27 protein-coding genes are annotated in these 25,539 nt (G+C 69.5%); 12 read left to right on the top strand and 15 right to left on the bottom strand.

Features of this window, described 5'->3' with window-relative positions; all coding sequences use genetic code 11:
- Positions 1-8: 8 nt before the first annotated feature.
- From ABZ382_RS01575 to ABZ382_RS01565, 3 genes are all read right to left on the bottom strand, one after another.
- The gene (locus tag ABZ382_RS01575; protein WP_357082235.1) at positions 9-1,289 is read right to left on the bottom strand and encodes a histidine kinase; all 1,281 of its coding nucleotides are present in this window, start codon (positions 1,287-1,289) and stop codon (positions 9-11) included.
- Entirely contained in the window at positions 1,286-1,678 is a 393-nt protein-coding gene (locus ABZ382_RS01570) for a response regulator transcription factor (RefSeq protein WP_357082233.1), read from the bottom strand. The genes ABZ382_RS01575 and ABZ382_RS01570 overlap by 4 nt, the downstream gene beginning before the upstream one ends.
- 61 nt (positions 1,679-1,739) lie before the next feature.
- Positions 1,740-2,411: a response regulator transcription factor gene (locus ABZ382_RS01565; RefSeq protein ID WP_357082231.1), complete on the bottom strand. Its 672-nt coding sequence runs from the start codon at positions 2,409-2,411 to the stop codon at positions 1,740-1,742.
- Between the two features lie 335 nt (positions 2,412-2,746).
- Between ABZ382_RS01565 and ABZ382_RS01560 the strand changes: the two genes are divergently transcribed.
- Positions 2,747-3,376, top strand: a complete 630-nt coding sequence (locus ABZ382_RS01560; RefSeq protein ID WP_357082229.1) for a TetR/AcrR family transcriptional regulator — start codon at positions 2,747-2,749, stop codon at positions 3,374-3,376.
- A 71-nt stretch (positions 3,377-3,447) separates the two neighbouring features.
- On the opposite strand, the gene ABZ382_RS01555 is transcribed toward ABZ382_RS01560, so the two are convergent.
- Positions 3,448-4,146 (bottom strand): TVP38/TMEM64 family protein, encoded by a 699-nt coding sequence (locus ABZ382_RS01555; RefSeq protein WP_357082227.1) that lies wholly within the window; start codon positions 4,144-4,146, stop codon positions 3,448-3,450.
- 169 nt (positions 4,147-4,315) lie between these two features.
- Here ABZ382_RS01555 and ABZ382_RS01550 point away from each other — a divergent pair, with 169 nt between their 5' ends.
- From ABZ382_RS01550 to ABZ382_RS01535, 4 genes are all read left to right on the top strand, one after another.
- Complete coding sequence (locus ABZ382_RS01550) at positions 4,316-6,148, top strand: methylmalonyl-CoA mutase family protein (RefSeq protein ID WP_357082225.1); 1,833 nt, start codon at positions 4,316-4,318, stop codon at positions 6,146-6,148.
- A 2-nt stretch (positions 6,149-6,150) separates the two neighbouring features.
- Entirely contained in the window at positions 6,151-8,409 is a 2,259-nt protein-coding gene (gene scpA, locus ABZ382_RS01545) for a methylmalonyl-CoA mutase (protein ID WP_357082223.1), read from the top strand.
- A 107-nt stretch (positions 8,410-8,516) separates the two neighbouring features.
- Entirely contained in the window at positions 8,517-9,515 is a 999-nt protein-coding gene (meaB, locus tag ABZ382_RS01540) for a methylmalonyl Co-A mutase-associated GTPase MeaB (protein ID WP_357083983.1), read from the top strand.
- Between the two features lie 5 nt (positions 9,516-9,520).
- Positions 9,521-10,036 (top strand): GNAT family N-acetyltransferase, encoded by a 516-nt coding sequence (locus tag ABZ382_RS01535; protein WP_357082221.1) that lies wholly within the window; start codon positions 9,521-9,523, stop codon positions 10,034-10,036.
- Here the strand turns inward: ABZ382_RS01535 and ABZ382_RS01530 are convergent.
- Positions 10,033-11,010, bottom strand: a complete 978-nt coding sequence (locus tag ABZ382_RS01530; RefSeq protein ID WP_357082219.1) for an alpha/beta hydrolase family protein — start codon at positions 11,008-11,010, stop codon at positions 10,033-10,035. The two genes, ABZ382_RS01535 and ABZ382_RS01530, sit on opposite strands and share 4 nt — an antisense overlap.
- A 146-nt stretch (positions 11,011-11,156) precedes the next feature.
- Positions 11,157-12,341: an acyl-CoA dehydrogenase family protein gene (locus ABZ382_RS01525; protein ID WP_357082217.1), complete on the bottom strand. Its 1,185-nt coding sequence runs from the start codon at positions 12,339-12,341 to the stop codon at positions 11,157-11,159.
- Positions 12,342-12,526: 185 nt separating this feature from the next.
- Between ABZ382_RS01525 and ABZ382_RS01520 the strand changes: the two genes are divergently transcribed.
- Both ABZ382_RS01520 and ABZ382_RS01515 read left to right on the top strand, forming a co-directional pair.
- A complete protein-coding gene (locus tag ABZ382_RS01520) occupies positions 12,527-12,979 on the top strand; it encodes a MarR family transcriptional regulator (RefSeq protein ID WP_357082215.1) in 453 nt (150 codons plus the stop codon).
- Positions 12,979-13,977, top strand: coding sequence for a zinc-binding dehydrogenase (locus ABZ382_RS01515; RefSeq protein WP_357082213.1), 999 nt, complete (start codon positions 12,979-12,981; stop codon positions 13,975-13,977). The genes ABZ382_RS01520 and ABZ382_RS01515 overlap by 1 nt, the downstream gene beginning before the upstream one ends.
- Before the next feature lie 3 nt (positions 13,978-13,980).
- On the opposite strand, the gene ABZ382_RS01510 is transcribed toward ABZ382_RS01515, so the two are convergent.
- From ABZ382_RS01510 to ABZ382_RS01500, 3 genes are read right to left on the bottom strand one after another with little or no spacing between them, the layout of a single operon-like run.
- Positions 13,981-14,343 (bottom strand): DUF1304 domain-containing protein, encoded by a 363-nt coding sequence (locus ABZ382_RS01510; RefSeq protein WP_357082211.1) that lies wholly within the window; start codon positions 14,341-14,343, stop codon positions 13,981-13,983.
- Positions 14,344-14,383: 40 nt separating this feature from the next.
- Positions 14,384-15,271: an amidohydrolase family protein gene (locus ABZ382_RS01505; protein WP_357082209.1), complete on the bottom strand. Its 888-nt coding sequence runs from the start codon at positions 15,269-15,271 to the stop codon at positions 14,384-14,386.
- A complete protein-coding gene (locus ABZ382_RS01500) occupies positions 15,268-16,299 on the bottom strand; it encodes a nucleoside hydrolase (RefSeq protein ID WP_357083980.1) in 1,032 nt (343 codons plus the stop codon). Before ABZ382_RS01500 ends, ABZ382_RS01505 begins: the two co-directional genes overlap by 4 nt.
- A gap of 103 nt (positions 16,300-16,402) precedes the next feature.
- Here ABZ382_RS01500 and ABZ382_RS01495 point away from each other — a divergent pair, with 103 nt between their 5' ends.
- The gene (locus tag ABZ382_RS01495; RefSeq protein WP_357082207.1) at positions 16,403-16,975 is read left to right on the top strand and encodes a helix-turn-helix domain-containing protein; all 573 of its coding nucleotides are present in this window, start codon (positions 16,403-16,405) and stop codon (positions 16,973-16,975) included.
- A gap of 2 nt (positions 16,976-16,977) precedes the next feature.
- Here ABZ382_RS01495 and ABZ382_RS01490 read toward each other — a convergent pair whose 3' ends face one another.
- Together ABZ382_RS01490 and ABZ382_RS01485 are read right to left on the bottom strand one after the other, a co-directional pair.
- Positions 16,978-18,546 (bottom strand): MFS transporter, encoded by a 1,569-nt coding sequence (locus ABZ382_RS01490; protein WP_357082205.1) that lies wholly within the window; start codon positions 18,544-18,546, stop codon positions 16,978-16,980.
- Between the two features lie 168 nt (positions 18,547-18,714).
- Entirely contained in the window at positions 18,715-20,085 is a 1,371-nt protein-coding gene (locus ABZ382_RS01485) for a CoA transferase (RefSeq protein WP_357082203.1), read from the bottom strand.
- Between the two features lie 65 nt (positions 20,086-20,150).
- On the opposite strand from ABZ382_RS01485, the gene ABZ382_RS01480 reads away from it, so the two are divergent.
- Positions 20,151-20,930 (top strand): alpha/beta fold hydrolase, encoded by a 780-nt coding sequence (locus ABZ382_RS01480; RefSeq protein ID WP_357082201.1) that lies wholly within the window; start codon positions 20,151-20,153, stop codon positions 20,928-20,930.
- Positions 20,931-20,978: 48 nt separating this feature from the next.
- Here ABZ382_RS01480 and ABZ382_RS01475 read toward each other — a convergent pair whose 3' ends face one another.
- Complete coding sequence (locus ABZ382_RS01475) at positions 20,979-21,686, bottom strand: class I SAM-dependent methyltransferase (RefSeq protein WP_357083977.1); 708 nt, start codon at positions 21,684-21,686, stop codon at positions 20,979-20,981.
- A gap of 106 nt (positions 21,687-21,792) precedes the next feature.
- Positions 21,793-22,353, bottom strand: a complete 561-nt coding sequence (locus ABZ382_RS01470; RefSeq protein ID WP_357082199.1) for a helix-turn-helix domain-containing protein — start codon at positions 22,351-22,353, stop codon at positions 21,793-21,795.
- A 90-nt stretch (positions 22,354-22,443) separates the two neighbouring features.
- Here ABZ382_RS01470 and ABZ382_RS01465 point away from each other — a divergent pair, with 90 nt between their 5' ends.
- From ABZ382_RS01465 to ABZ382_RS01455, 3 genes are read left to right on the top strand one after another with little or no spacing between them, the layout of a single operon-like run.
- Positions 22,444-22,647 carry a PLDc N-terminal domain-containing protein gene (locus ABZ382_RS01465; protein ID WP_357082197.1) on the top strand — a complete coding sequence of 68 codons (204 nt, stop codon included), beginning with the start codon at positions 22,444-22,446 and terminating at the stop codon, positions 22,645-22,647.
- A complete protein-coding gene (locus ABZ382_RS01460; protein WP_357082195.1) occupies positions 22,640-23,467 on the top strand; it encodes an ABC transporter ATP-binding protein in 828 nt (275 codons plus the stop codon). Before ABZ382_RS01465 ends, ABZ382_RS01460 begins: the two co-directional genes overlap by 8 nt.
- On the top strand, positions 23,464-24,216 hold the full coding sequence (locus ABZ382_RS01455; RefSeq protein WP_357082193.1) for a hypothetical protein: 753 nt from the start codon (positions 23,464-23,466) through the stop codon (positions 24,214-24,216). Before ABZ382_RS01460 ends, ABZ382_RS01455 begins: the two co-directional genes overlap by 4 nt.
- Here the strand turns inward: ABZ382_RS01455 and ABZ382_RS01450 are convergent.
- On the bottom strand, positions 24,200-24,574 hold the full coding sequence (locus ABZ382_RS01450) for a DUF2784 domain-containing protein (RefSeq protein ID WP_357082190.1): 375 nt from the start codon (positions 24,572-24,574) through the stop codon (positions 24,200-24,202). The two genes, ABZ382_RS01455 and ABZ382_RS01450, sit on opposite strands and share 17 nt — an antisense overlap.
- A 21-nt stretch (positions 24,575-24,595) precedes the next feature.
- A complete protein-coding gene (locus tag ABZ382_RS01445) occupies positions 24,596-25,372 on the bottom strand; it encodes a class I SAM-dependent methyltransferase (RefSeq protein WP_357082188.1) in 777 nt (258 codons plus the stop codon).
- Positions 25,373-25,539 lie beyond the last annotated feature (167 nt).

The raw sequence follows: 25,539 nt of genomic DNA, 5'->3' as shown, positions 1-25,539 counted from the left end.
GGCCAGGATCAGCGTGATTCTGAAACCGGGTCCGCCAGCGGCCGGGTGGGCACCGTGGCGGTGAGCCGGGTGCCGGTGCCCGGGCGGGCGTCGACGCGCAAGCTGCCGCCGATGACGGCGAGCCGGTCGCGCATGTTCGTCAGCCCGGTGCCGTCGGTGGCGCGATCGGGGTCGAACCCGCCGCCGGTGTCGGTGACGGTGACCACCAGCCCGGCGTCTCCCTGGTGGGCGGCGATAGTGACGGTGGCGGTGGGCCCGCCGTGTTTCGCGCTGTTCTGCAACGCTTCCAGACAGCAGTAGTAGAGCGCTGTTTCGACGTCCGGCCGATACCGCCCGATCCGGTCGGCACGCACCCGCACGGGAATGGGGGAGCGGGCGGCCGCGGCGGGCAGCGCGCCCGGCAGACCTTCGCGGGCCAGCAGCGGCGGGTAGATGCCCTGGGCGAGGCGGCGGATCTCGGCGATGGCGGTTTGCAGCAGTTCGCCTGCCTCCCCGATCAATTCGACGCCCGCGGCCGGATCGGCGGTGACGGTCTGGCGGGCCAGCTGCAGCGTGATCGCCACCGCGACCAGCTGCTGCTGCGCCCCGTCGTGCAGATCCTGTTCCAGTCGCCGTCGTTCGGCGTCGGTGGCCGCCACCAGGCGGGCGCGCGAGGAGGTGAGCTGGTCGGCGCGTTCGGCGAGCAGCCGCTGCGAGGACCGCAGCGCGTCGGCATTGCGGCGCGCGATCACCGCCATATCGCCCATGGTGGCCGCGGTGTGCCAGACCACCAGCAGGATCGGCACGGTCACGGCCGGAAACCCGATGGTGGCCAGGTATTTGGCGACCATCGGCGCGACGACCGAGGCCACCACCGGCAGCGCCAGCGCCGCGCACCCGAAGGTGGTGGCCAGGGTGGCGAGGCAGTACAGCAGCAGACGGCGGCGCTGCACGTACGGGATCGCGCTGATGGCCGGGATGATCGCGGCGACCACATGCAGGGGCAGTGTGAACGGCGACAGCCATGAAGCGGCCAGCGCTCCGGTCCAGATGCCGACGGAGAGTGTGGCGATGGCCGCTTCGAACGCGCCTCGGGCGGCTACCCGCAGCGCCACCGTGAAGGCCGCGCATTCGGCGGCCAGCAGCGCGAGCATCGCGAACACCCAGATCGTCGGCCGCCCGATCGCGATGGCCACCGTCAATCCCATGAGCACGGCGTTCGCGATCAGCAGCGCGAAGATGAGCTGCCGCAACCGGATCCGGGCCAGGACGTCGGTGCCGTCGGAGTCCGCGCCGCTCCCGGTGTTCAACCCGCCGGTGTCGAGGGCGGCGTGAGCCCGCTCCAGATGCTGCGCAGCAACTGCGGGCTCAGCGTCTCCTTGTGTACGTAACCTGCTGCGCCGCACTGGTATACCTCGTGGGGGAGATCGGATGTGTCATAGGTCGACATGAGCAGCACCGCCACGCCGGGATGCGCCCGCCGCAGCCGCCGGGTGGCTTCGATGCCGCCCATCCCGGGCATGTGGATGTCCATCAGCACCAGTCCGGCGCCCGCGCCGCGGGTCAGTTCGAGGGCCGCTTCGCCGCTGTCGGCCTCGCCCGCCAGCACGAATCCGGCGCTCGCGGCCACCATCGCCGCGGCCGCGCGCCGGAAGGTGGGCCCGTCGTCGACGATCCACACCCGCACCTGCTCGGTCATGTGTGCCCCATGTCTGTCATGGTGCGACGCGGGGCGGGCTCGCGAAAGGGTGCACGCACCCCTACCCGGAGTGCGCCGCCAGATACAGCAGCACCGCGGTGACCCGCTGGTCCAGGGTGGGATCGGAAGTGAGCCCGAACTTGGCGAAGATCGAGTTGATGTGCTTCTCGACCGCGCGTTGGGACAGCGAAAGACGTTGTGCCACCACCCGATTGCTGCCGCCGCCGGCGATCTCGGCGAGCACCTGCTTTTCCCGGGCGGTGAGGCGGCCGACCAGTTCGTCTTCGCGGCGGCGCGACAGCAGCGTCTCCACGATCACCGGGTCCAGGACCGACCCGCCGCCGGCGACCACGTGCACCGCGCTGAGCAGCTGGTCGAAATGCGCGATGTGCTCCTTGAGCAGGTACCCGCGCCCGGCGGACCCGCCGTCGAGCAGCCCGGTCGCGTACCGGGGTTCGGCGTAGTGGGACAGGGCGATGACGCCGGTGCGCCGCCCGGTGGCGCGCAGCTGCCGGGCCAGCCGGATGCCCTCGTCGGTCCCGGTGGGCGGCATGCGGATATCGGTGATCAGGACATCGGGTTCGTGCCGTTGCACCAGTGCGGCGGTGGCGTCGAAATCGGTGGCGGTGCCGACCACCTCGATGCTGTCGTCGGTGGCCAGTACCCGCAGTACCCCGTCGCGGATCAGCATCGAGTCCTCGGCCACGACGACCGTGACCGCTGTACTACTCACAGTGTCCAAGGATCCTCCGACCGTAGCCCCCGCGCACGGGTACCGCGCGACCCGATCACGCCGACGTGGATCCTGATGCGCCAATCCTGGTGTGCCCCTTGCCCTGGAGGGGGTGCAGGCACCACGTTGAGCAGTGGTATCGGCAGGCTGCCCGGGGGAGGCGCGGCGGCCGACCATGGAAGGCGCGAGGGCGGTGGGGAGGAGGGGACCCCACCGTCCTCGCGCGGATCACGCCGGTGGCCGGTGGACTGTGAGCTGGTGGGGGCAGGTTGGTAGCGTGGTCGCAGGAAAACGATCGGTTGATCGGATATGAGCTGAGCCTGGAGGAGAGTGTCGTGACGGCCGTACGGCGGACACAGGCCCAGCGGCGCGCCGAGACGCGAGAGGCGCTGATCGAGGCCGCCATTCGGGCGATCGTCGAGAAGGGCTACTCCAAGCTCACGGTCAACGAGGTGTGCCGGCGCGCCGGTGTCTCGCACGGTGGACTGTTCGGCCGGTTCGACTCGCTGTTCGACCTGGTGGCCGCCGCCGCGGCCGAGGTCGGCCGCCGCCAGATCGAGCGTTTCGTCGCGAATGTGGCCGAGCTGCCCGACCCGCGCGACGTCGACGCGGTGCTGGCGATCTGGCTCGCCGCCGCCCGCGACCCCATCAATACGGTGTGGCTGGAGCTGACCATCGCGGCCCGCACCGATGAGCAACTGCGCGAACACCTCTCGGTGGTCCGCGACGAGTACGCCGCGACCCTGCTCTCCGGCGACGGCCTGCCCGCCGCCCGCGGGCTCACCCGCGAACAGAACCTGGCCCTGGGCTCGATCGTGGTGTTCTGCTTCGACGGCTTCGCCATCCACACCGGCACCTTCCCGCAGCCGGAACTGGACGCCATGCGGCTGGCCGCCCTGACCACCATGGTCCGGCAGTACCTGGACACCCACCTCGTCGCCGACCGGGCCGCGGCGCGAGACTGATCGGTCTCCGGGTCGGCCGGCGTCTCGTCGATCCGTCGTGTGATCGAACTCTCGAGTGGCCGCACTGCTTCTTACGTCGGGTCTACCCGGCCCACCGTCATGCGAGCGTCCACGACCAGGCCGATCACGCCCACCGCCAGGCACGCGACGGTGACGATGAGCTGGGCCGGGGAGGTCCGGTTGGTGAGCGCGTCACCGAGCAGCACCGTCCCGACCGTGCCCGGGATGATGCCGAGGAAGGTGGCCGCCAGGTAGGGCGTGAACCGGATGGAAGACAGTGCCGCGCAATAGTTCACGATCGAGAACGGCGCGAAGGCGATGAGCCGCAACGATCCGATCGCCAGCCACCCCCGCCGCGCGAGCCGGGCATCCACCGCCTGCACCGTCGGATGGGTGAGCCGGGCCCGGACTCGCTCGTGATCGAGCGCGCGCACCAGCCACAAGGCCAGCACCGCGCTCACGGTGGTGGCGGTGATGGCGAGTGTCAGCCCCTCGGCCGACCCGAACAGCATGCCCGCGCTGAGCGTGAAAATCGTTCGGGGAAACGGGGCTACGCACACGAGTGTGTGCACCGCGAAGAACACCAGCGGCAGCAGGGGCCCGACCGAATCGGCCCACTGCCGGATCTGCTGGGGTGCCGGATGCGGCGCGAAGGCCGCGAGCGCGAAGAGTAGCCCGCAGCCGATCAGCAAGGCCAGGGTGCGGGGTTGGCGCAGGCGGCTGAGCAGCCCGGATGCACGCTCGAGCGGGGAGCTCACGGTTGTTGGCACCGCGCCAGGTTACCCGCTGGTAGCGAGACTCCGGAGACGGCAATCACGGGGGTGCCGCTAGCATCAGGGGAAAGACGAGGAATGCTCGTTAACCAAAGTGACCGTTGATCTGCGCGAATGCCGGCCCAACGGGCACCGCGGTCAGGGAGTGGAAGAAGGAACAGCAGCTATGCCGATTGCTTCCGACTCGGACACCGATCCGGTGCCCGAGTATGCCGCCTGGCGCAAGGGTGTCGCCGGGGTGCTGGCGAAGGCCCGCAGGGTGGATGCGAGCGAACTGCCGGACGAGCCGGAGCAGCTGCTCGCGGTCACGACCTATGACGGTCTGACGGTCAACCCGCTCTACACGCGCCGTGACGAACTGCCCGAGCTGCCGCTGCCCGGGCAGTTCCCCTACGTGCGCGGTGGCGACGCCACCCGCGACGTGCACCGCGGCTGGTTCGTGAGCCAGAAGTTCGCCGGTAAGGACGCCAAGGCCGTCAACGCCGACATCCTCTTCGCGCTCGACAACGGCGTGAGCGCCGTGCAGCTGGGCGTCGCCGAGCGTGGCGTCCCGGTCGAGGGCCTGGCCACCGCGCTGCGAGGCCTGCTGTTCGAGCTGGCCCCGCTCACCCTGGACGCCGGTCCGGCCGCCAATGAGGCCGCCGCCCAGTTGTTCTCGGTGCTCGACGCCTACGCCGCGGCCAACGCGACCACGGTGCCGAACCGCGCCGATATCCGCGTCTCGCTGGGTGCGACCCCGCTGACGAGCCTGTTCGCGGGCACCTCCGCCATCGACCTGGACGGCGCGGTCGCGCTGGCCCAGCAGGCGGTGGCCCGTCCGGAGACCGTCCGCGCGATCACCGTGTGCGGCGTGGCCTTCCACAACGCGGGCGCCTCGGACGCGCAGGAGCTGGGCGCGGCCGTGGCCGCCGGCCTGGAGTACCTGCGTTCGCTCACCGACGCGGGCGCCGACATCGTGGACGCGCTGGGGCAGCTGGAGTTCCGCTTCGCCGCCACCGACGACCAGTTCGAGACGGTCGCGAAGTTCCGTGCCGCCCGGAAGCTCTGGGCCCGTGTGGCTCACGTCTGCGGCGCTCCGTCGGCCGGCAACGCGCCGCAGCAGGCCGTGACCTCCGCGGCCATGATGAGCCAGCGCGATCCGTGGGTGAACATGCTGCGCACCACGCTCGCCGCGTTCGGCGCGGGCGTCGGCGGCGCCGACATCGTCACCGTGCTGCCCTTCGACGCCGCCCTGCCCGCCGGGGAACTCGAGGTGTCGCAGGCGTTCTCCGAGCGCATGGCCCGCAACACCCAGCTGCTGCTGCTCGAGGAATCCCACCTCGGCCACGTGCAGGATCCGGGCGCGGGCTCCTGGTACGTGGAGTCGCTCACCGATGAGCTCGCCGCCAAGGCGTGGGAGTTCATGCAGGAGATCGAGGCGGCCGGCGGCTACCTGGCCGCGCTGCAGGCGGGCCTGCTCGCCGAGCGCATCGGCGAGACCAAGGCCGAGCGCGATTCCGATGTGGCGCACCGCAAGACGGCCGTCACCGGCGTCAACGAGTTCCCGAACCTGGGCGAGAAGCCGCTGTCGGACGCCGCGCGCGCCGAGTCGGGCTTCCGCTACGGTGCCGCGTTCGAGGCGCTGCGCAACCGCTCCGACGCCTACGTGGCCGCCAACGGCGCCCGCCCGCGGGTGCGCCTGGTTCCGCTGGGACCGGTGTCGGAGAACAATGTTCGTGTCACCTTCTCCACCAACCTGCTGGCCTCCGGCGGCATCGAGGCGGTCACCGAGGCCGGTCCGTCGATCGCGGTGCTGTGCGGTTCGGACAAGCGGTACGGCACCGACGCCGCCGCGGCGGTGGAGGAATTGCGGGCGGCCGGTGTCACCACCGTGCTGCTGGCCGGACCCGAGAAGGCGGTCGCGGACCTGACCGGCGCCCAGCGCCCCGATGGTTTCGTGACCGCGCGCATGGATGCGGTGGCGGCTCTGTCCGGTCTGCTGGAGAAGCTGGGAGCGTAGAGATGAGCGATATCAAGCACCGGATCGGCAATTTCGCCGAAGTACCGCTGACCGAGGGCGACACCGCCCCCGCCGAGGTCAGCGCCGCGCAGGTCGAGGAGTTCGTCAAGACCGCCGCGACCGCCAATCACTATGCGCCCGAACAGCTCACCTGGTCGACCCCCGAGGGCATCGACGTGCCGCCGGTGTTCACCAAGGCCGACCGGGACGCCATCGTGGCCGAGGGCTACCCGCTGGACAGCGTCCCGGGTATCGCGCCGTTCGTGCGCGGTCCCTACCCGACCATGTACGTGAACCAGCCGTGGACCATCCGCCAGTACGCGGGCTTCTCCACCGCCGCGGACTCCAACGCCTTCTACCGCCGCAACCTGCAGTCGGGTCAGAAGGGCCTGTCGGTCGCCTTCGACCTGGCGACCCACCGCGGCTACGACTCGGACCACCCGCGCGTCACCGGTGACGTCGGCATGGCCGGTGTCGCCATCGACTCCATCCTCGACATGCGGGAACTGTTCGATCAGATTCCGCTGGACCAGGTTTCGGTGTCGATGACCATGAACGGCGCGGTGCTGCCGATCCTGGCGCTCTACGTCGTCGCCGCCGAGGAGCAGGGCGTCGCGCCCGAGCAGCTGGCCGGAACCATTCAGAACGACATTCTGAAAGAGTTCATGGTCCGCAACACCTACATCTACCCGCCCAAGCCCTCGATGCGGATCATCTCCGACATCTTCGCCTACACCTCCGCGAAGATGCCGAAGTTCAACTCGATCTCCATCTCCGGCTACCACATCCAGGAAGCCGGCGCGACCGCCGACCTGGAGCTGGCGTACACCCTCGCCGACGGCGTGGAGTACATCAAGGCCGGTCTGGACGCGGGCATGGAGGTCGACAAGTTCGCGCCGCGACTGTCGTTCTTCTGGGCCATCGGCATGAACTTCTTCATGGAGGTCGCGAAACTCCGTGCGGGCCGCCTGCTCTGGAACGAGCTGGTCGCCAAGTTCGAGCCGAAGAACTCCAAGTCCCTCGCGCTGCGCACCCACTCGCAGACCTCGGGCTGGTCGCTGACCGCGCAGGACGTGTTCAACAACGTCGCGCGCACCTGCGTGGAGGCCATGGCCGCCACCCAGGGCCACACCCAGTCGCTGCACACCAACGCGCTCGACGAGGCGCTGGCCCTGCCGACGGACTTCTCCGCCCGCATCGCCCGCAACACCCAGCTGCTCATCCAGCAGGAGTCCAACACCACCCGTCCGGCCGACCCGTGGGGCGGCTCGTACTACGTGGAGTGGCTGACCCACCAGCTGGCCGAGCGCGCTCGCGCCCACATCGCCGAGATCGAGGCGCACGGCGGTATGGCGCAGGCGATCTCGGAGGGCATCCCGAAGCTGCGCATCGAGGAGGCCGCGGCTCGTACACAGGCCCGCATCGACACCGGTCAGCAGCCGGTGATCGGAGTCAACAAGTACCTGGTCGAGGAAGACACCCCGATCGAGGTCCTCAAGGTCGAGAACTCGCGCGTGCGCGCCGAGCAGAACGCCAAGCTGGAAAAGCTGCGCGCCGAACGTGATTCGGCCGCGGTCGAGCAGGCGCTGGCCGAGCTCACCCGCGCGGCCGCCTCGACCGAGGGCGGCATGGAGAACAACCTGATGGCCCTGGCCATCGCGGCGGCCCGCGCCAAGGCCACCGTCGGTGAGATCTCCGATGCCCTGGAGAAGGTCTACGGCCGCCACCAGGCCGAAATCCGTACGCTCTCCGGCGTCTACCGGGAGGAGGCGGGCAAGGTGACCAATATCAGCAAGGCCATCGAACTGGTCGAGGAGTTCGCCGAAGCCGAGGGCCGTCGCCCCCGCATCCTGATCGCCAAGATGGGTCAGGACGGCCACGACCGCGGCCAGAAGGTGATCGCGACCGCGTTCGCCGACCTCGGCATGGACGTCGACGTGGGCCCGCTGTTCCAGACCCCCGAAGAGGTGGCGCAGCAGGCGGCCGACAACGACGTGCACGTCGTCGGCGTCTCGTCACTGGCCGCGGGCCACCTCACGCTGGTGCCCGCCCTGCGGCAGGCACTGGCCGATGTCGGCCGTCCCGACATCATGGTCACCGTCGGCGGCGTCATCCCGCCCGGTGACTACGACGAGCTGTACGCCGCCGGCGCCGCGGGCATCTTCGGCCCCGGCACCATCATCGCCGACGCCGCGATCGACCTGATCGGCAAGCTGGCCGCACAGCTGGGCCACGAGATCGGCAGCGGCGCAACGGAATGAGCGACGCCGCACGCGCGACCGGGGGTGGCGGGAACCACCCCCGGCTCGGCACCACCGCCGGTGTCGGGGTCCCCGGACCCGGCCCCGGCGTCCGGCCCGCCACCCCCGTGGCGCGCCGGGTGATCGACGTCGACCAGCTGGCCACGCAGGTGCGGGCGGGGGAGCGGGCCGGTCTGGCCCGCGCCATCACCCTCGTCGAATCCACCCGGAGCGACCATCGGGAGCTGGCTCAGCAGCTGCTGCTGAAGCTGACCCCCGACGCGGGCAAGGCGCTGTCCAATCGCGTGGGCATCACCGGCGTTCCCGGTGTCGGCAAGTCGACGTTCATCGACGCGCTGGGCATGTACCTGATCGGCCAGGGCCATCGGGTGGCGGTGCTGGCCGTCGACCCGTCCTCGACCCTGACCGGCGGCTCGATCCTGGGCGACAAGACCCGCATGGAACGGCTGTCGGTGCAGCGCGACGCGTTCATCCGGCCCTCGCCGACCGCGGGCACCCTCGGCGGCGTCGCCAAGGCGACCCGCGAGACCATCGTGCTGCTCGAGGCCGCGGGCTACGACGTGATCCTGGTGGAGACCGTCGGCGTCGGCCAGTCCGAGGTCACCGTCGCCAATATGGTCGACGTCTTCTGCTTCCTCACCCTGGCCCGCACCGGCGACCAGCTGCAGGGCATCAAGAAGGGTGTGCTCGAACTCGCCGACCTGGTGGCCGTGAACAAGGCCGACGGCCGTCACGAGCTCGAGGCCAAGGCCGCCGCCCGCGAACTCCAGGGCGCCATGCGGCTCGTGCACCCGCGCGAATCGCTGTGGCGACCACCGGTTCTCACCATGTCGGGCCTCAACGGCACCGGCCTGGACACGTTCTGGGACGCCGTGCTCACCCACCGCCGGGTGCTGACCGAGGCGGGGGAGTTCGCCGAGAAGCGCCGCCGCCAGCAGGTCGACTGGACCTGGACCATGGTGCACGACAACCTGCTGCGCCGCCTGTCCGACAACCCGGCCGTCAAGGCCCTGAAGGCCCCGGTGGAGAAGCAGATCCGCGACGGCTCCCTCACCCCGGCGCTGGCCGCCGAGGAGATCCTGCGGGCCTTCGACGAACGGCCCTGACCGCCATGACCATCCGGATCCGCCCCGGTCTGGCCGCCGACGCGGACGCGGTCGCCGCGCTGCACACCGCCAGCTGGCGCACCGCCTACGTCGGGATCATGCCCGGGGCGTATCTGGAGGGGGCGCTGGCAGATGACCACCGGGCCATGTGGCTGTCCCGGCTGACCGCCGAGGTCGCGCCCGGCCGCCTCTTCGTCGCCGAATCCGGCTCGGAACTGCTGGGATTCATCTATCTGGCACTGCAGCCGGACGGTCGCGTCCTGATCGACAATCTGCACGTCGGCCCGGCCCGCAAGCGCGGCGGTATCGGAACGCGGCTGCTGCGTCACGGATTCGAGTGGGCCGCTGCCGAGTTCCCCGGCCACCCGGTGTATCTGGAAGTGCTGGAAGACAATACGGCCGCCATCGCGTTCTACGAGCGCCATGGCGGCCGGGCCGGTAGGCCTCGAACCTATCGCTTCCCGCAGGGCTTCGAGGTTCAGGATCTCGAAATCACCTGGCCGGTTCCGCCCGCCGGCTAGACCCCGAGGGCGCCGGCGATCAGCGGCCAGGAATCGTGGACGTCATCCTGCCAATACGGCCAGGCGTGCGTGCCGTTCCGGTAGGCGACCTGGGCCGGAATCCCCAGCTCCCCGAGCCGGTTGACCAGCGAGTCCGTGCAGCTGCGGACCACCGTCTCCATGACCCCGCCCACCGCCATGCGATCGGTCAGCGTGGCTACGTTCCCGGCGATGCTCGGATCCGCGAGGGAGTCGTGCACGCCCGGCGCGCCATTGCCCGCCGAGACGTAGAGCGCCACCCCGCGCAGCCGGTCCGCGTTGATCACCGGATCGTGGGCGTCCCAGGCCGGATTGTTGTCGGGCCCCCACATATTGAACGCATTGGCCCGGAACAGGCCTAGCTCGGACCGCACGAAGTTGCGCGCCACCGCGTCGGTGGTGCGCGGACAGCCGCTGTAGGCGCCGACGGCCTGGTACATGCCTGGCGCTTCGATGGCGAGATTCAGCGCCGAGGTCGCGGACATGGACGCGCCCGCGATCGCGTTGCGCCCGGTCATCTGGAAGTGGGACTCCAGCAGCGGCGGCAGTTCGCGGATCAGGAAGGTGGACCACTTGTTTCGGCCCAGCGTCGGATCGTCGGAGATCCAGTCGGTGTAGAAGCTGGCGCGCCCGCCGATCGGGGTGATGACGTTGACCGGCTTGTCGGCGAAGAACTGGGCGACATCGGTGCGATTGGACCAGGGGCCGCCGGATTCCCCGCCGTCGACGGCGTTCAGCAGGTACAGCGCGGGCGCCGGGGCATCGGGGTGCGACACCCAGACCGGGATATTGCGTCCCATGGCCGCGGAGTAGACGGTCACCTCGTACTGCCGTCCGCCGAGCGGCCGCACGTCCACGATGCCGGAACCTCCGCCGGGGTCGGCGTGCGCCGATGCTGGCACAAGGGCGGCAAATGTGGCGATCAGGGCAACGAGGGCGCGCGTCAGCCGATGCATGACAGTGAGTATCCCGCCGTTGACGTCGATTTTTTGACATCAGCACGCGTGTTCTCCGCGGACGGGTTTCGCGGTGGGCGGAAATGGGTACAGGTCCTGCGGTCCGACAGCCGCATCCGTGCAGCTATCGGACCGCGTCGAGGATGTCAGATCATCATGCGCAGCGGGCCCTCGGGCTCCAGGCCCATCGTGGTCAGCGCGGTCGAGTGGTAGATCGATCCGGGCGTGTGGATGGCGTGCTGCAACCCCACGTGCGCGTCACGCCAGAACCGCTGCATGACGTTCTGCCGCCGCGCCGCATTGCCGCCGGATCGCGCGAAGATCTGGTCCACGGCGTCCACCGCTCGCCAGGCGCAGCGAACTTGATTGCGGCGTACCACGGATCGGTCCTCGAACGAGATGGGCTTGCCCGCGTCGGCGAGATCGTAGAGGCGGCTGATGCCGTCGAGCAGCTGGGTGCGCGAGGCCGCGATGTCGGCGGCGGCCTCGGAGATGGCCGACAGCACGATCGGGTCGTCCTTGATCATGGAGCCTGTGGCGGTGACGCGATTGCGCTGGTAGTCGAGGTGCGACGCGAGCGCGCCCTCGGCGATCCCGATGACCGCGGCGGTGATGCCGAGTGGGAACATCGACCAGAACGGCAGCTTGTAGACGGTGTCGGTGCGGCCCGCGCGCTCGGCGGCCAGCTCGCCTTCGGCGACCGCCTCCATCTCGATGGTCCGGTAGGCCGGAATGAAGGCGCCGTCGACGATGATGTCCTTGGACCCGGTGCCCTGCAGCCCGATGACGTCCCAGGAGTCGTCGACGATGGTGTAGTCCTTGCGCGGCAGCACCACGTGCAGCACGCTCGGGGGCATCACCGGATTCCCCTCGGGGTCGGCGAGCAACGCGCCCAGGAAGATCCAGTCGCAGTGGTCGGTGCCGGAGGAGAAGGCCCAGCGCCCGTTCAGCGTGTACCCGCCGTCGGTCTGCTTCGCGACGCCCATCACCGCGTACGGCGAGGCGATCCAGGCTTCGGGGTTCTCGCCCCACACCTCGTCCTGCAGCTTGCGGTCCATCAGCGCCATCTCCCACGGGTGCGCGCCGACCACGCCGGTCACCCATCCGGTGGATCCGCAGTTCTTGGCCACGGCCATGACCGCCTCGGCGTAGTCGCGCGGGTGCGCGGCCAGGCCGCCGTACTCGGTCGGCTGCAGCATCCGCATGATGCCGGTCTGGCGGAGCAGCTTCACGCTCTCGTCGGAGAGCTTCCCCAGCCGCTCGGTTTCCGGGGCAGTCGCCGCGAACTGTCCAGACAGCTCTTCGATCCGGCTCACTACCTCATGCGTCATTGCAACTCCCCGCTGTTCGGTGTTCCTCGATTGGAACGCGTTCCAGGGCAACGTATCCCGAATGTCCGGGGTTTGCCGGACAAATCGGATGGCTATCACCGTGCATCGTCTCCGCGTCGGCGGTGTGACGGAGCAGACCGGCAGATAGATTGTGCACAATCTAATTGCTGGCTACCGTGTTGTACGTGACCGATGAGCAGGCACTGGAGAACCAGCTGTGCTTCGCGCTGTACGCGGCGTCGCGGGCGATGACCGGGTTGTACCGGTCCAAGCTCGACGCGCTCGGCATCACCTATCCGCAATATCTGGTCCTGGCCGCGCTCTGGCAGCGCGACGAGCGAACTGTCGGCGATCTGTGCACGGCACTGGACCTGGATTCGGGCACGCTCTCACCCCTGCTGAAGCGCCTCGAAACGGCGGGCTTCGTGACCCGCCGCCGCTCCACGACCGACGAACGTCGCGTCCGGATCGGCCTGACCGAGCGCGGCCGCGACCTGCGCGCCGCCGCCTGCCACATCCCCGGACGCGCCGAGGAGATCTCCGGCATGTCCACCACCGAACTGGCCGACCTGCGGACGACCCTGCACAGGCTCACCGCGGCCTTGGCCGCCCACCCCCGATCGAAGGAGAACCCCTGATGAACCCTCCCATGCGCGCGGTGGTCATCGAAGCATTCGGCGAGCCGAAGGACGTGCTGACCACGTCGGAACGGCCGGTGCCCGAACCCGGCCCGGGCGAGGTGCGCGTCGCCACCACCCTGGCCCCCATCCACAATCACGACCTGGCCATCATTCGCGGCATCTACGGCTACCGGCCGGAGCTGCCCGCCGTCCCCGGCACCGAGGCCGTCGGCCGAGTCGACGCCCTCGGCGCGGGTGTCACCGGCCTGGAAGTCGGTCAGCGCGTGACGGTCTCGGGTGTGCAGGGCGCGTGGGCGGAGTACTTCGTCGCCCCGGCGGGCGGGGTGGTGCCGGTGCCGGACTCGGTGTCCGACGCGACCGCGAGCCAGCTGCTGGCCATGCCGCTGAGCGCGCTCATGCTGCTCGAGGACCTGAATGTCGAACCCGGGCAATGGATCACGATCAATGCCGCCAACGGTGCGGTCGGGCGGCTGCTGAACCTGCTGGCTCGTGCCCGCGGCGTGCGGGTGCTCAATCTGGTGCGCAGCGAGGCCGCCGCGAAGTCCTTGCGGGAGCTGGGTTTCGAACCGGTGCTCGACACCGAGTCCGCCGGCTGGGTCGAGCGGGCCGCCGAGGTCACCGGTGGTGAGCCGATCGTGCGCGCCGTCGACCAGGTCAGTGGCAAGGCCGCCGATGATCTGCTCACGGTGCTGGCGCCGCGCGGCGAGCTGATCACGTTCGGTGCGCTCTCCGGTCAGCCGCTGGTGCTCAACCCCGGCCCGATCATCTTCAAACAGGCCGTGGTGAAGGGCTTCTGGGGCTCCAAGCGGGCCGAGGAGATCGGCGGCGCGGAGCGTCGCCGCCTCATCACCGAACTGGTCACCCTGGCCGCCCAGGGCGTGCTGGATCTGCCCGTCGAGACCGCGTACCCGCTCGAGCAGGCCGCCGAGGCGGCCGCGGCCAGCGAGCGGCCGGGCCGCAACGCCAAAATCGCGCTCAGCGTCTCCGGCGGCTAGCCGCTATCCGGCCAGCAGCACCGCGGCCAGCGTGATCGCGCCCGGCACCGCCTGGGCGAACAGGATCCGCCGGCTCGCGGTGGCCGCGCCGTAGAGTCCGGCCACCACCACGCAGGCGGCGAAGAAGATCTTCGCGGCCTGCCCGACCGGATCGGACGCGATCAGGCCCCAGATCAGGCCCGCGGCCAGGAAACCGTTGTAGAGGCCCTGATTGGCGGCCAGCACCTTGGTCTCCTCGGCGAACTCGGCGGTGGTGCCGAAGTTCGCGCGAACCCGGGGCGTGGTCCACAGGAACATCTCCATGACCAGGATGTAGACGTGCAACGCGGCGAGCAATCCGACGAGGATTTCCGCGACCAACCGCATGACCGGCCCGCCTTTCTCGATATCGCCAGGACGTGAGGTGCTATCCGAGAGTGAACACGCGTGCCGCGTTATCGTGACAGACCGCGCGCAGCCAGTCGTCGCCGAGGTCCAGGCGTTCCAGCGCGAACAGCGCGTGCCCGTACGGGTAGGGGATGTTCGGGAAGTCGCTGCCGAACAGGATGCGGTCGCCCAGATCGCGGACGCGGGGGAGTTCGGCGGTGGGGAAGGGGTCCGCGGCTTCGAAGAAATCGGTGAAGTTCATGGTGGTGTCGAGCAGGACGCCGTCATGAGCCTGGGCGATGTCGAGGAATTCGCCGTATTCCGGAGCGCCCATGTGCGCGATGATCAGCCGTAGTCGCGGGAAGCGCCGCAGCAGGGCCGCGATGGGCTCGGGACCGGTGAATTCCCCGGCGGCGGGCCCGGATCCGCAGTGGATCACCACCGGCGTGCCCGCGTCCTGGATCAGGCCCCACACCTCGTCGAGCAGCGGATCGGCCGGGTGGTAGTGACCGACCTGGATGTGCAGCTTGAAGATTCGCGTCCCGGACTCCAGCGCGGCGCGCACGTACGCGGGCGCGCCCGGCTCCGGATAGAAGGTCGAGGTGTGCAGGCAGTCCGGCGTGCGGGCGGCGAAGTCGGCGGACCAGCTGTTGAGCCAGGCCGCCATGTCCGGTTTGTGGGGATAGATCATCGAGGTGAAGGCGCTCACCCCGAACCCGCGCAACGTCTTCAGCCGCACCTGCTCCTCGTCGCGGTAGGTGATCGGCCATTCGCGATGGCCCACCAGTGGTCCGGCGGTGTCGAAGTAGGTCCACACCTTGCGCAGCACCTGCTCGGGCATGAAATGCGTGTGCACGTCGATGATTCCGGGCAGCCCGAGCCGCTCGCGGAATCCGGTGACGTAGTCGAGGTCTGTTCCGCCGGTCACCGGTCGGTATCTCCTTCCGCGAACACCGTTCGCGCGTAATCGCCGACGCGGCCGATCAGCCGCTCGAAGAACTCCTCGGGCCCGGTCGCGACCACGATGTCCGCGTTGGGTTCCCGGCCCCACATCCCCGCCCAGTCGGCCACCGTGGTGGCGCGGGTGAGGGTGCCGGTCAACTCCACGTCGACCGTCGCGGGCTTCGTGACGGCCAGGCTGGGGTCCAGCGCCACCGCGGCCGCGAACGGGTCGTGCATGTGCGCCAGATAGCCCTGGTCGTAGAGCTTGTGGAAGTCGAAGTAGAAGCGCACCGCGTCGGTGAGGAACCGCACCAGCGGATTGCCGGCCTTCGAGCGGGCGTGCGGCGGATCGTCCTCGGTGACCAGTTCCACCGGTGTGCTGCCGGCCCGTTCGGCGAGCAGCGCCAGGTGCGGGGGCTTCATCTCGATGGTCTCGGTGATGTCGAGCGCGCACACGATCGGGCGGCGGTCGGCGGGCGCGGCGGAGAAGGCGTCGAAGACCTCCTTGGCCGCCTCCGGGTCCACGTGCACGTTCCACTCGTTGGTGGGGGTGGTGTTGCCCGGGTGATTGAACGCCCCGCCCATGATGACCAGCCGCCGGAGCAGCTGCGGCAGTTGCGGTTCCATGCGCAGCGCCAAGGCGAGATTGGTGAGCGGACCGGTGCACAGGCCGACGATCTCGCCGGGGTGCTCGCGGGCCAGGTCGACCCACAGCTGCGCGGCGGACCGATTCGACAGCGTGCGCTTGCTCGGCGGCAGCTCGGCGTATCCGACCCCCTGCGGCCCGTGCGTGTCCTCGGTGGTGCGCAGCGGCACCGCCAGGGGCGTCAACGCCCCTTGTGCCACTTCGATTTCCGGGGCCCGCGCGAGCTCGAGCAGCGCCAGATTATTGGCCGCGACCCGCGGTGCGGGCACATTGCCCGCGGTGGAGGCGATTCCGATGATCTCGGCCTCGGGGGAGGCGAGCAGGTAGAGCAGACCGAGGGCGTCATCGATGCCGGTGTCGTTGTCCATGAGGATCTTCTGCCGCACAGGTCCGAGGGTAGCCGGACGGATGCCACCCGACTTTGATACGGGTGTCTGGAACGAATGTCTAAGACGCTGATAGGGTGGGGGGATGGGAAATCGAGAAGACCTGCTGGCGGGTGCGCGCCAGGCCGTGCTGGAGCGCGGCCTGGCCAAGGTGACCGCCCGGGACATCGCCTCCGCCGCCGGTGTCAGCCTCGCCGCCATCGGTTATCACTTCGGCTCCAAGGACCAGTTGGTCACCGAGGCCATCACCATGGGCGTCGGCACCGAGATCGGTGACGGCATGGAGGCGGCCATTCGCGACGCGGGGGAGGGTCACACCCTGTGGGAGTCGTTGGCCGCCACCTGGAACGGCTTCGTCGACGTGATCCATAGCAATCGCGACGGCCTGCTGCTCAGCACCGAGAACGGACTGCAGATCGCGCGCGATCCCGCGCAACAGGTCTTCATGGCCGAGGCGAGTGCGCACGCGCACCGGGACATCGCGGCCTCGGTTCAGGCGGTGCACACCGATCTGAGTGACGATCAGGCCGCCGCGGTCGCCAAGCTGCTGTTCGTGCTGTTCCAGGGCTTGGCCGTGCAAATGATCATCGCGCCCGGCGCGGATTGGATCGACGGCGACGAACTGGTGACCGCGGTCGCGGCGATCCGAGGGAAGTGATCTCAGCTCGGCGGTACGTGCCGCAGCCGGGTGACGGCGATGACGCCCAGCAGTAAGGCGGCCCCCGCCGCGATCGCCGAGGTCAGGTGCATACCGGTGAGGAAGGCGTGCTTGGCCGCCTCTGCGACGGTGCTGCCCAGTTTGCCCGGCATGGTGCGGGCCACCTCGAGTGCCGCGCCGAGCGTGTCGCGGGCCGCGCGGGCATCGGAGTCCGGCATGCCGTAGGGCAGACCGGCGGTGAGCTGACTGCGGTAGATGGCGATGCTGATGCTGCCGAGGATGGAGATCCCGAACGCGCCACCGAACTCGGCCCCGGTCTCCGAGAGCCCGGACGCCGCCCCCGCCTGCTCCGGCGGCGCGGTGCCGACGATCAGCTCGGTGGTCACCCCGAAAACCGGTGCCAGACCGAACGACACCAGCAGCGACGCCACGATGGTGAGCTCCACCCCGCCCGAGGTGGTGATCTGGGTGAGCAGCAGCAGTCCACAGGCGGCCAGGGCCATGCCCGCGCCGATCATGTAGGCGGGCCGCACCACTTTCATGATGCGCGGCCCCAATTGGGAGCCGACCATGAAGCCCAGGCCCGCCGGGATGGTGGCCAGTCCGGCGCGCAGCGGCGACATGCCCAGCACCAGCTGAAAGTATTGGCCCACGAACAGCGCGTATCCGAACGCGACGAAGATGGCCACCATATTGATGGTCAGCGCGGTCCGGAAGCTGCCTAGTCGGAACAGGCGTAGATCCAGCATCGGCTCCGGCGTGTTGAGCTGCCGCCGAACGAAGATCACCCCGATCGCGACGCCCGTGGTCAACGCCGCCAGCGCGATCGGGCCGGGTCCGTCCTGTGCAGCCTGCTTCATGCCGAACACCACCAGCAGCACCGCCGCCGTGCACAGCGCGGCGCTCACCGGATCGAGGCGGCCCGCGTCGGGATCACGGAATTCGGGCAGCACCCGGGGCGCGAGCACGATCAGCAGCACCATGACCGGCACCGCGAGCAGGAACACCGACCCCCACCAGAAGTGTTCGAGCATCAGCCCGCCCGCCAGCGGCCCGATGGAGCCGCCGACCGAATAGGCGCCCACCCACACCCCGACCGCCACCGACCGTTGCCCGGCATCGCGAAACATGGTGAAGATCAACGAGAGTGTGGAGGGCGCCAGGGTGGCCCCGGCGACGCCGAGCAGCGCCCGGCAGGCGATGAGCACCGGCGCGGACGGCGCGAAGGCCGCGATCACCGAGATCGCCGCGAACGCGGCCGCTCCGACCATCAGCAACCGGCGGCGGCCGATGCGGTCGCCGATGGTGCCCATGGTGAGCAGCAAACCCGCGACGAGAAATCCGTAAACGTCGATGATCCACAGCAATTGGGAACTGGTCGGCCGCAGGACCTCGCTGATCTGCGGTACCGCCAGGTGCAGGACCGTCAGGTCCATCGAGTAGACCAGGCACGCCAGTGCGAGCACCGACAGTCCGGCCCATTCCCGTCTCCCTACCTTGGTGGCGCCGGCGTCGCTGGCGGCGGTGAGCAAGGGAGCAGGTGTGTCCACGGTGACGTCCTCCATCCGCATGTCGACATACGAGTCGACAATTTTGATGTCGGTTTCAGGGTCTCATTTATTAACGCCGGACGGGGGATAAGTGCGGCGTGTCGAAAACGCTGCATTGCAAGGCAATTCGACTATTTGGCGGATGTACTTACGGGTGTGCGTGCAGCAGCTTGTATACATTCGCCGCAGTTACGAACCGTCCGGTCGGGCTTTCCATTCGGGAACGCTCGATCCGGAGGCCGGAGCGGGCCATGGGAAGTCCGGATACTCGCTCAACGCCGGGCCCGCGGTGCTCACCGCGGCGTGCGTCACCGTGTAGCGCGGATCCGGGACCTGCGCCGGTGCGTGCCCGGGCATCCGACCCGGCGCGGTGATCAGCCAGGATGCGGTGCGGGCCAGGGCGACCCGGACATCGCGACCGCGACCGTCGGCGCGACGCGCGCACAGCGCGTCCAGCACGCCCGCCGCGAGCAGGTACCCGCTGGCGTGGTCGAGGGCCTGGGCCGGGAGGGCGCCCACGACCGGTTCGGTGCGCGAATTATCCCGCGTGCCTTCGATCAGAGAAATTCCGGATGCGGCCTGCACGATGCTGTCGAAACCGCGGCGATCTCCCCACGGACCCTGTTCGCCCCACGCCGAAACTCGGCCGTGCACAATTCCCGGTCGAATATCGCCGGGCCGCACTCCGAGTCGTTCCAAGCTGCCCGGTCGGTAACCCGAGATGATTATGTCTGCATTGCTGATCAATTCGCGAAAGACCGGAAGTCCGGTGCGCAAATCGACTACAGTGGAGCGCTTCCCCTGACAGGTGTCCAGGAACTGCCAGTCGATCTCCGGCAGTTCCGGCGGGTCGATCCGCAACACATCGGCTCCCAGCAGGGCCAATGCCCGTGTCGCCACCGGGCCGGCGATCACCCGGGTCAGATCCAGCACTCGGATCCCGCGCAGCGGCAGCATCGCCGTTGCCGCGCTGAGTGAGTCGAGCGCGCCTCGATCGTCGCGGGCGTCGAGCGCGACCAGCGGGCCGGACGCGGCGACCTTGCCCTGCGGGCTGTCGGCCCACTCCTGCTCGGTGCGCACCCGGAACGCGACGGCCGCGTGCTCGGCGGCGCGCTGTTCGACATCGGCGGCCGTGAGCGTCGCGACCCGCCGGGTGAAATCCTCGGGCCCGGCCTCGGCGGGCAGATCCAGCGCCGCCAGCAGGCGCGTCCGATGGTGCGGGTAATTGGCGTGCGTGCGCACCCAGCCGTCCGCGGTCGGGAAGAAGCCCGACAGCTCCGCGAACATTCGCGGCTGCCGCCCATCGATCCGCAGCAGCTTGTCGCTCTGGAAGGCCGCCGCGACACGGCCGGGATCGACGACGCTGCGCAACGGCGTCACGCCGCAGACGTCGCGCCACCGGTCGGCAGCACCGGCGAAGGCCGCGACCGCGCCCCCGGCCAGCGCCCAGACCGGCAGCGTCGCAGCCAGATTCGTGCCCGGATCGAGCGGCGGCACCGGTGCCCCGGCAACCCCGATTCCGGTCTCGTAGTCGCGAATCAGCGCGTCATAGGTGGTCACGAGCCGACTCTAACGCCGGGACCACGTGCGAGCCCGACGCGAGATCTCGGGGCATACTCGTTCGGATGAGCGCCCATCGACTTCCCGGAACCACCTGGTTGCGCGAACTGAAGCCCGATCCCGCCCCCGAGACCGTGCTGGTGTGCTTTCCGCCCGGCGGCGGCTCCGTGGGCGCCTATCGGCAGCTGGCCCAGCGCTTCGGCGTGGGCACCGCGGTGTTCGGCGTGCAGTACCCCGGGCGGCAGGACCGCCTCGGCGACCCACCCGTCCCCGCGCTCACCGAACTGGCCGGACACGCCGCCACCGACCTGCTGGCCTGGCCGAAAGACGTGCGGCTGGCCATCTTCGGGCACAGCATGGGCGCGACCGTCGCCTACGAGACCGCCCGCCGGGTCGAGGCGGGCGGGCGCGAGGTGACGCACCTGTTCGTCTCCGGCCGTCCCGCGCCGGTGCACGAGGAGGCGGGGCGCCTGCACGAGGGCCCGGACGAGGGCCTCATCGCCGAACTCGAACGCCTGTCGAACGATCCGGCCTCGGTGCGCATCCTGCGCGACGAGCCGGGGCTGGCCGATCTGGTCCTCCCGGCGGTCCGCACCGACTATCGCGCGGTCGAGACCTACCGGCACCAGACCGGCGCACCACTGCGCACGCCGATCACCGCGCTGATCAGCTCCTCGGACCCGACCACCTCGGCCGACCAGGCCGGGCAGTGGCGCGACTTCACCACCGCCGATTTCGATCTCGCCACCTTCGAGGGCGGCCACTTCTATCTGGACCTGCCCGAGAACATCAAGGCCCTCGCCGACTCCATCAACCGGGCGCTGGCCCCTGACGGATCGAACTGAAGGAGCCGGGATCCGCCGCCGCGCCTCGGTGCGGCGGCGGATGCGCGGTCAGCCCAGGTACTCCGACTCGAGTACCCGGTCCTTGAGCAGGGACTGGTATTCGACGTGGGTGTCGTGCTCGACGGTGCGCCAGGTCTTGCCCTCGGCCTCGCGCATGTAGCTCAGGTAGTCGGGCGCGCCCGGAATCCGCATGTTGTCGGCGACGACGATCGTCCCGGCATGCAGCCACCCCGCGTCCAGAATGCGCTGCAGATCGGCGAGATACGCGGACTTGTCGTGATCGACGAAGACGAAATCGACCGTGCCCTCGGTTATTCCGTGCTCCTCGGTGAGTCGTCGGATCGTCTCACCGCCGTCGCCGATGGTGCCGACCACGACCGTCACCCGGTCCGCCAGCCCGGCGTGGGCGATGATGTCGCGCGCCACCTCGGCATTGGCGGCACTGAACTCGATCGAGATCAGCCGCGCGCCCGCGGGCATCGTGCGCCCGGTGCGCACCGCGCTGTAGCCGATGTAGGTGCCCAGCTCGAGCAGCACCGTCGGATCGGCCTTGCGCACCGCGGCATCCAGCAGCAGGCCCTTCTCGTCACCCACGTTCACGAGGTTGTTGCGAGTGCGGGCGAAGGTGTCGATGGCGTCCAGCACGCTCTCGGGATCGCCCTGCTCGGCGGTGGCGAGCACGTGATCACGCACCGCGGCCTCCCGCCCGTCGCCGAATTGGCCGGTGCGCGTGAAGGTTCCGATACCACGCGCCATCCCGATCGCCTGGCGCACCGGGAACACCACCCGCTGGTGCAGGAAGGAACCGATCGAACCGCCACCCATGAAAACCCCTTAATTCACATTCGTCTGGCCAGCGCGATTATGCACGCCCCGAAGCGGATTCGCCCGCGGCGGCCGAATCGTCGGGGATCACGACGGTGCGCAGCAGCCGCCGCCGGCGACCCGGCCCGGGACCGTTGGCCAGCCGCGCCGCGACGATCCTGCCCAGGTCGGCGGCGAGATCGGCGAATTCCTCGTCGTCGAGCCACAACCCGGCCATCCGGTAGCCGACGCCGTCGCGGACGAAGTCGATATCGCCGCGATCGAGGTAGCGGTCGAAGTCGGCCATGACCCCGGCGATGTAGGCCATGAAGGCGCGCCGATGGTCCTCCGGGCCCAGGGTGCCCAGCTCCTCCGGGGTGACCTGAGCCGCGGCCAGCCGCAGCCGGTAGGTGCGTTCCACGGTGCCGCGCACCCGGCGCTCGGCGACCACGTCGAGCACTTCGGCGGCCACCAGCCGGGCGACGTGGCGGTACAGGCTGCCCGGGGGCACATCACCGAGTTCGGTGTTCAATTCGCTCGTGGTGAGCGTCCGATCGCCCAGGAAGGCCTGCACGATGCGCAGCCGAACCGGATGGAGCAGAAGTTCGACGGAGTTCACCGCCTCGACACTAGCAGCGATCGCTACCGGCATTGATAATGTTCTCAGATCTGGTAACAATGGCCGGGTCGTACGGGGAGAGGAAACGCGGTGTCCAACATTCCGGTGGCAGCACTGGTCCCACTGATCGCGATCGCGGTCGGGTTCGTCGGTTTCTGCTGGTACGACCTGTCCCGGTCGCAGGTGAAGTACCTGCCCAAGTGGGCGTGGGCGATCGTCTGCCTGATCAGCATTCCCCTCGGCGGAATCATCTATCTGGTGGCGGGGCGCGAAAGTGGCGGTGCCCGTGGCTGAGCCGTACCTCGAGGTCGCCGGCGTCTCGGTGCGCTTCGGCGACTTCACCGCCCTCGACGGCGTCGATTGGACCGTGGACGGTCCCGGCGTCGTCGGACTGATCGGGCTCAACGGGGCGGGCAAGACCACCATCATTCGCAGTCTGCTGGGCCTGCAACCGGTCAGCGCGGGCGCGGTGCGGGTGCCGATCGGGCTCGGCGCCATCGGATACTGCCCGGACACACCGGGATTCGAACCGTGGCTGTCGGCGCGCGAGGTGCTCGCGCAATCGCGTGCCATCGGCGCGGCCCGCGACACCGGCGGCTGGTCGGACGACGCGGCGCTCGCGGCCGTCGACCTGGAACGGCATGCCCACCGGCGAGCGGGTGGCTTCTCGCGAGGCATGTTGCAGCGCTTGGGTATTGCTGCGGCGCTGGTGCGCGCACCCGAGGTGCTGATCCTCGACGAACCCACCAGCGCACTCGATCCCGAGGGGCGCGCGGCCGTCCTGGCCCTGATGCGCGAACTCGGTGAGCGGATGACCGTCGTCTTCTCCAGCCACCTGCTCGCCGACGTCCAGGACCTGGCCGACCGGCTGCTGGTCCTGCACCGCGGGAGGGCTGTCTTCGCGGGGGAGACGGAGGACTTCCTGCAACAGCACACGACTCCGCCGACCCTGCGCATCGCGCTGCGGGACGGACAGGTCATCGAAGCCGAACACGCACGATGGGGTTCGGCGCTGGCCGACGCGTCCGCGCGCAGCGGCGAGCTCGACGACATCCGGATCACGCGTCCGACCCTCACCGACGCGTTCTTCGCCGCGATAGGGGAGAAGGCATGAACAGCACCGTCTTACGCGTGGAGTGGCTCCGGTGGGTGCGGACCCGGCGGCTCGTGGCGCTCGCCGCGGCGTTCGTGCTCTTCGGCTGCGTCTCGCTGTTCGGCGCGAAGTACCTGCCCGACCTGATCGGGAACTCGGCCGACATCAAACTCCTGCGGGTACCCGACTGGCGGGACGGGTTGCAGCAGTACATGAAGAACACCGGACTGCTCGTCGCCGCTGTGGCCATGATCCTGGCGGCGCAGGCGTGCGCGATCCGCAGTACCGATCCGGTGGGCATCTTCTACTTCAGCCGGGAAGTCTCGCCGGTCCGGCTGTATCTGCCGCGCCTGCTCGTCTCCGCCGCCGTGATCGCGGTGGCCGCGACGATCGGGGCCGCGGTCGCGCTCTACGAGTGCTGGGCGCTCTTCGGCTCCTATCCGCTCGCTCCGGCGCTGGGTTCGCTTGCGGTCCAAGCCTTCGCGATCGTGCTGTTCGCCTTGTTCACCGCGGCGATGGCGGCGCGACTCGGGTCAGCGGGCCTCGCGGCCGCGGTCACCGCCGGGCTGTACGTGGTCTGCCTGCTGCTCTCGACCGTCCCGGACATTCAGCCGTACCTGCCCACCACCGCGCTGCAACCAGTCATCGAGGCCGGCGGCTGGTCTCCGGCCGACGCCGCGAAATCCCTGCTGGCCCTGGCGATCGCGACCGCTCTCGCCCTCACGGTGGCGTTGACGACACCGATCCGTGCGATCAAGGCCGCGGTGTGACGGCCCGCCGCCGCGACAGCAGATACAGGCCCACCCAGGAAACGACGACGCACACCACCACCAGCAACCGCACCTCCTCCAACGCGCTACGGGGATAGAGCACGCCGGTGATGTAGTGGTCGATGAATCCGCTCGGCGGCAACCCCACCTCGCCCGCGCGGTGGCGCGCCCAGTTCTCCAGATTCGTCAGCGGGCACTCGACCTTGAACAGCACCGTGCTGAACCCCCACCCGAAGGCGAGCAGGTGCAGCCAGATCGTGCGCGGCCACCGCCAGGCGATGAACCCGCCCACCACGACATAGGCCACGAACGCGAAGTGCACGACCGCGGTCGCGTCGGCCAGCAGCCGGTAGACCATGAACCCAGGATAGGTGGGCTCTCAGCCGATGTACTCCGACTCCAGGACAAGGTCTTTGAGCAGCGATTGATACTCGACGTGAGTGTCGTGTTCGACGGTGCGCCACGTGCGGCCCTCGGAGTCGCGCATGTACCGCAAGTAGTCCGGTGCGCCCGGAATGCGGACATTGTCGGCGACCGCGAGGCTGCCCGGGTGCAGCCAGCCTGCCTGCAGAATGGTCTTCAGATCGGGCAGATAGGCCTTCTTGTCGTGGTCGAGGAAGACGAAGTCGAGTGCGCCGGGACCGAATCCGTTCTCCTCCGCCAGGCGCGTCACGGTGTCGCCCCCATCGCCGACGGCGCCCACGACCACGGTCACCCGATCGGCCAGCCCCGCGTGTGCGAGCAGGGTCCGCGCGATCGCGGCATTCTCGGGGTTGAGCTCGACCGACACCAGCCGCGCGTCCGGCGCGAGCGCCCGGCCGATCCGCACCGCGCTGTACCCGCAGTAGCCGCCCAGCTCGAGCGCCAGGGTGGGGGAGACGCGGCGCACGGCCGCGTCCAGGATCAGCCCCTTCTCGTCACCGACGTTCACCAGCATGCTGCGGGTGCGCGCGAAGCTGTCATACGCCGCGAGCACGCTGTCCGGGTCGCCGGCGGTTCCGTGGGCGAGGACGTACTCCCGTGCCGCGTCCTCCCGGCCGTCGCCGACCTGCCCGGTTCGTGCGAAGGTCCGCCCGCCCACCGCGAAGCGGATCACCGACCACCGCAGGAACGGCAACCGGTCCCGGACCGTGCTGACCACAGACTTACCGCTCATGAGATCACCTGTCCTGGTAGGGGAGTGCGTCGATGACGGCCCACCGGGGACGTGGGGTAGTGGACCGCGAATGTCTCGGGGCAGCACAGCTCAGGGCTAGGAAAGTCCTCAACCCATACTGCCGCCCCGCGGTGGCAGCCGATGTGGAACCCGGAAGATCAACCATG

Origin of the sequence: Nocardia sp. NPDC005825 (assembly GCF_040630175.1) — a bacterium.
Classification (GTDB): domain Bacteria; phylum Actinomycetota; class Actinomycetes; order Mycobacteriales; family Mycobacteriaceae; genus Nocardia.
The sequence above is the reverse complement of the archived record's forward strand: the minus strand, read 5'-3'. Positions and strand labels throughout refer to the sequence as shown.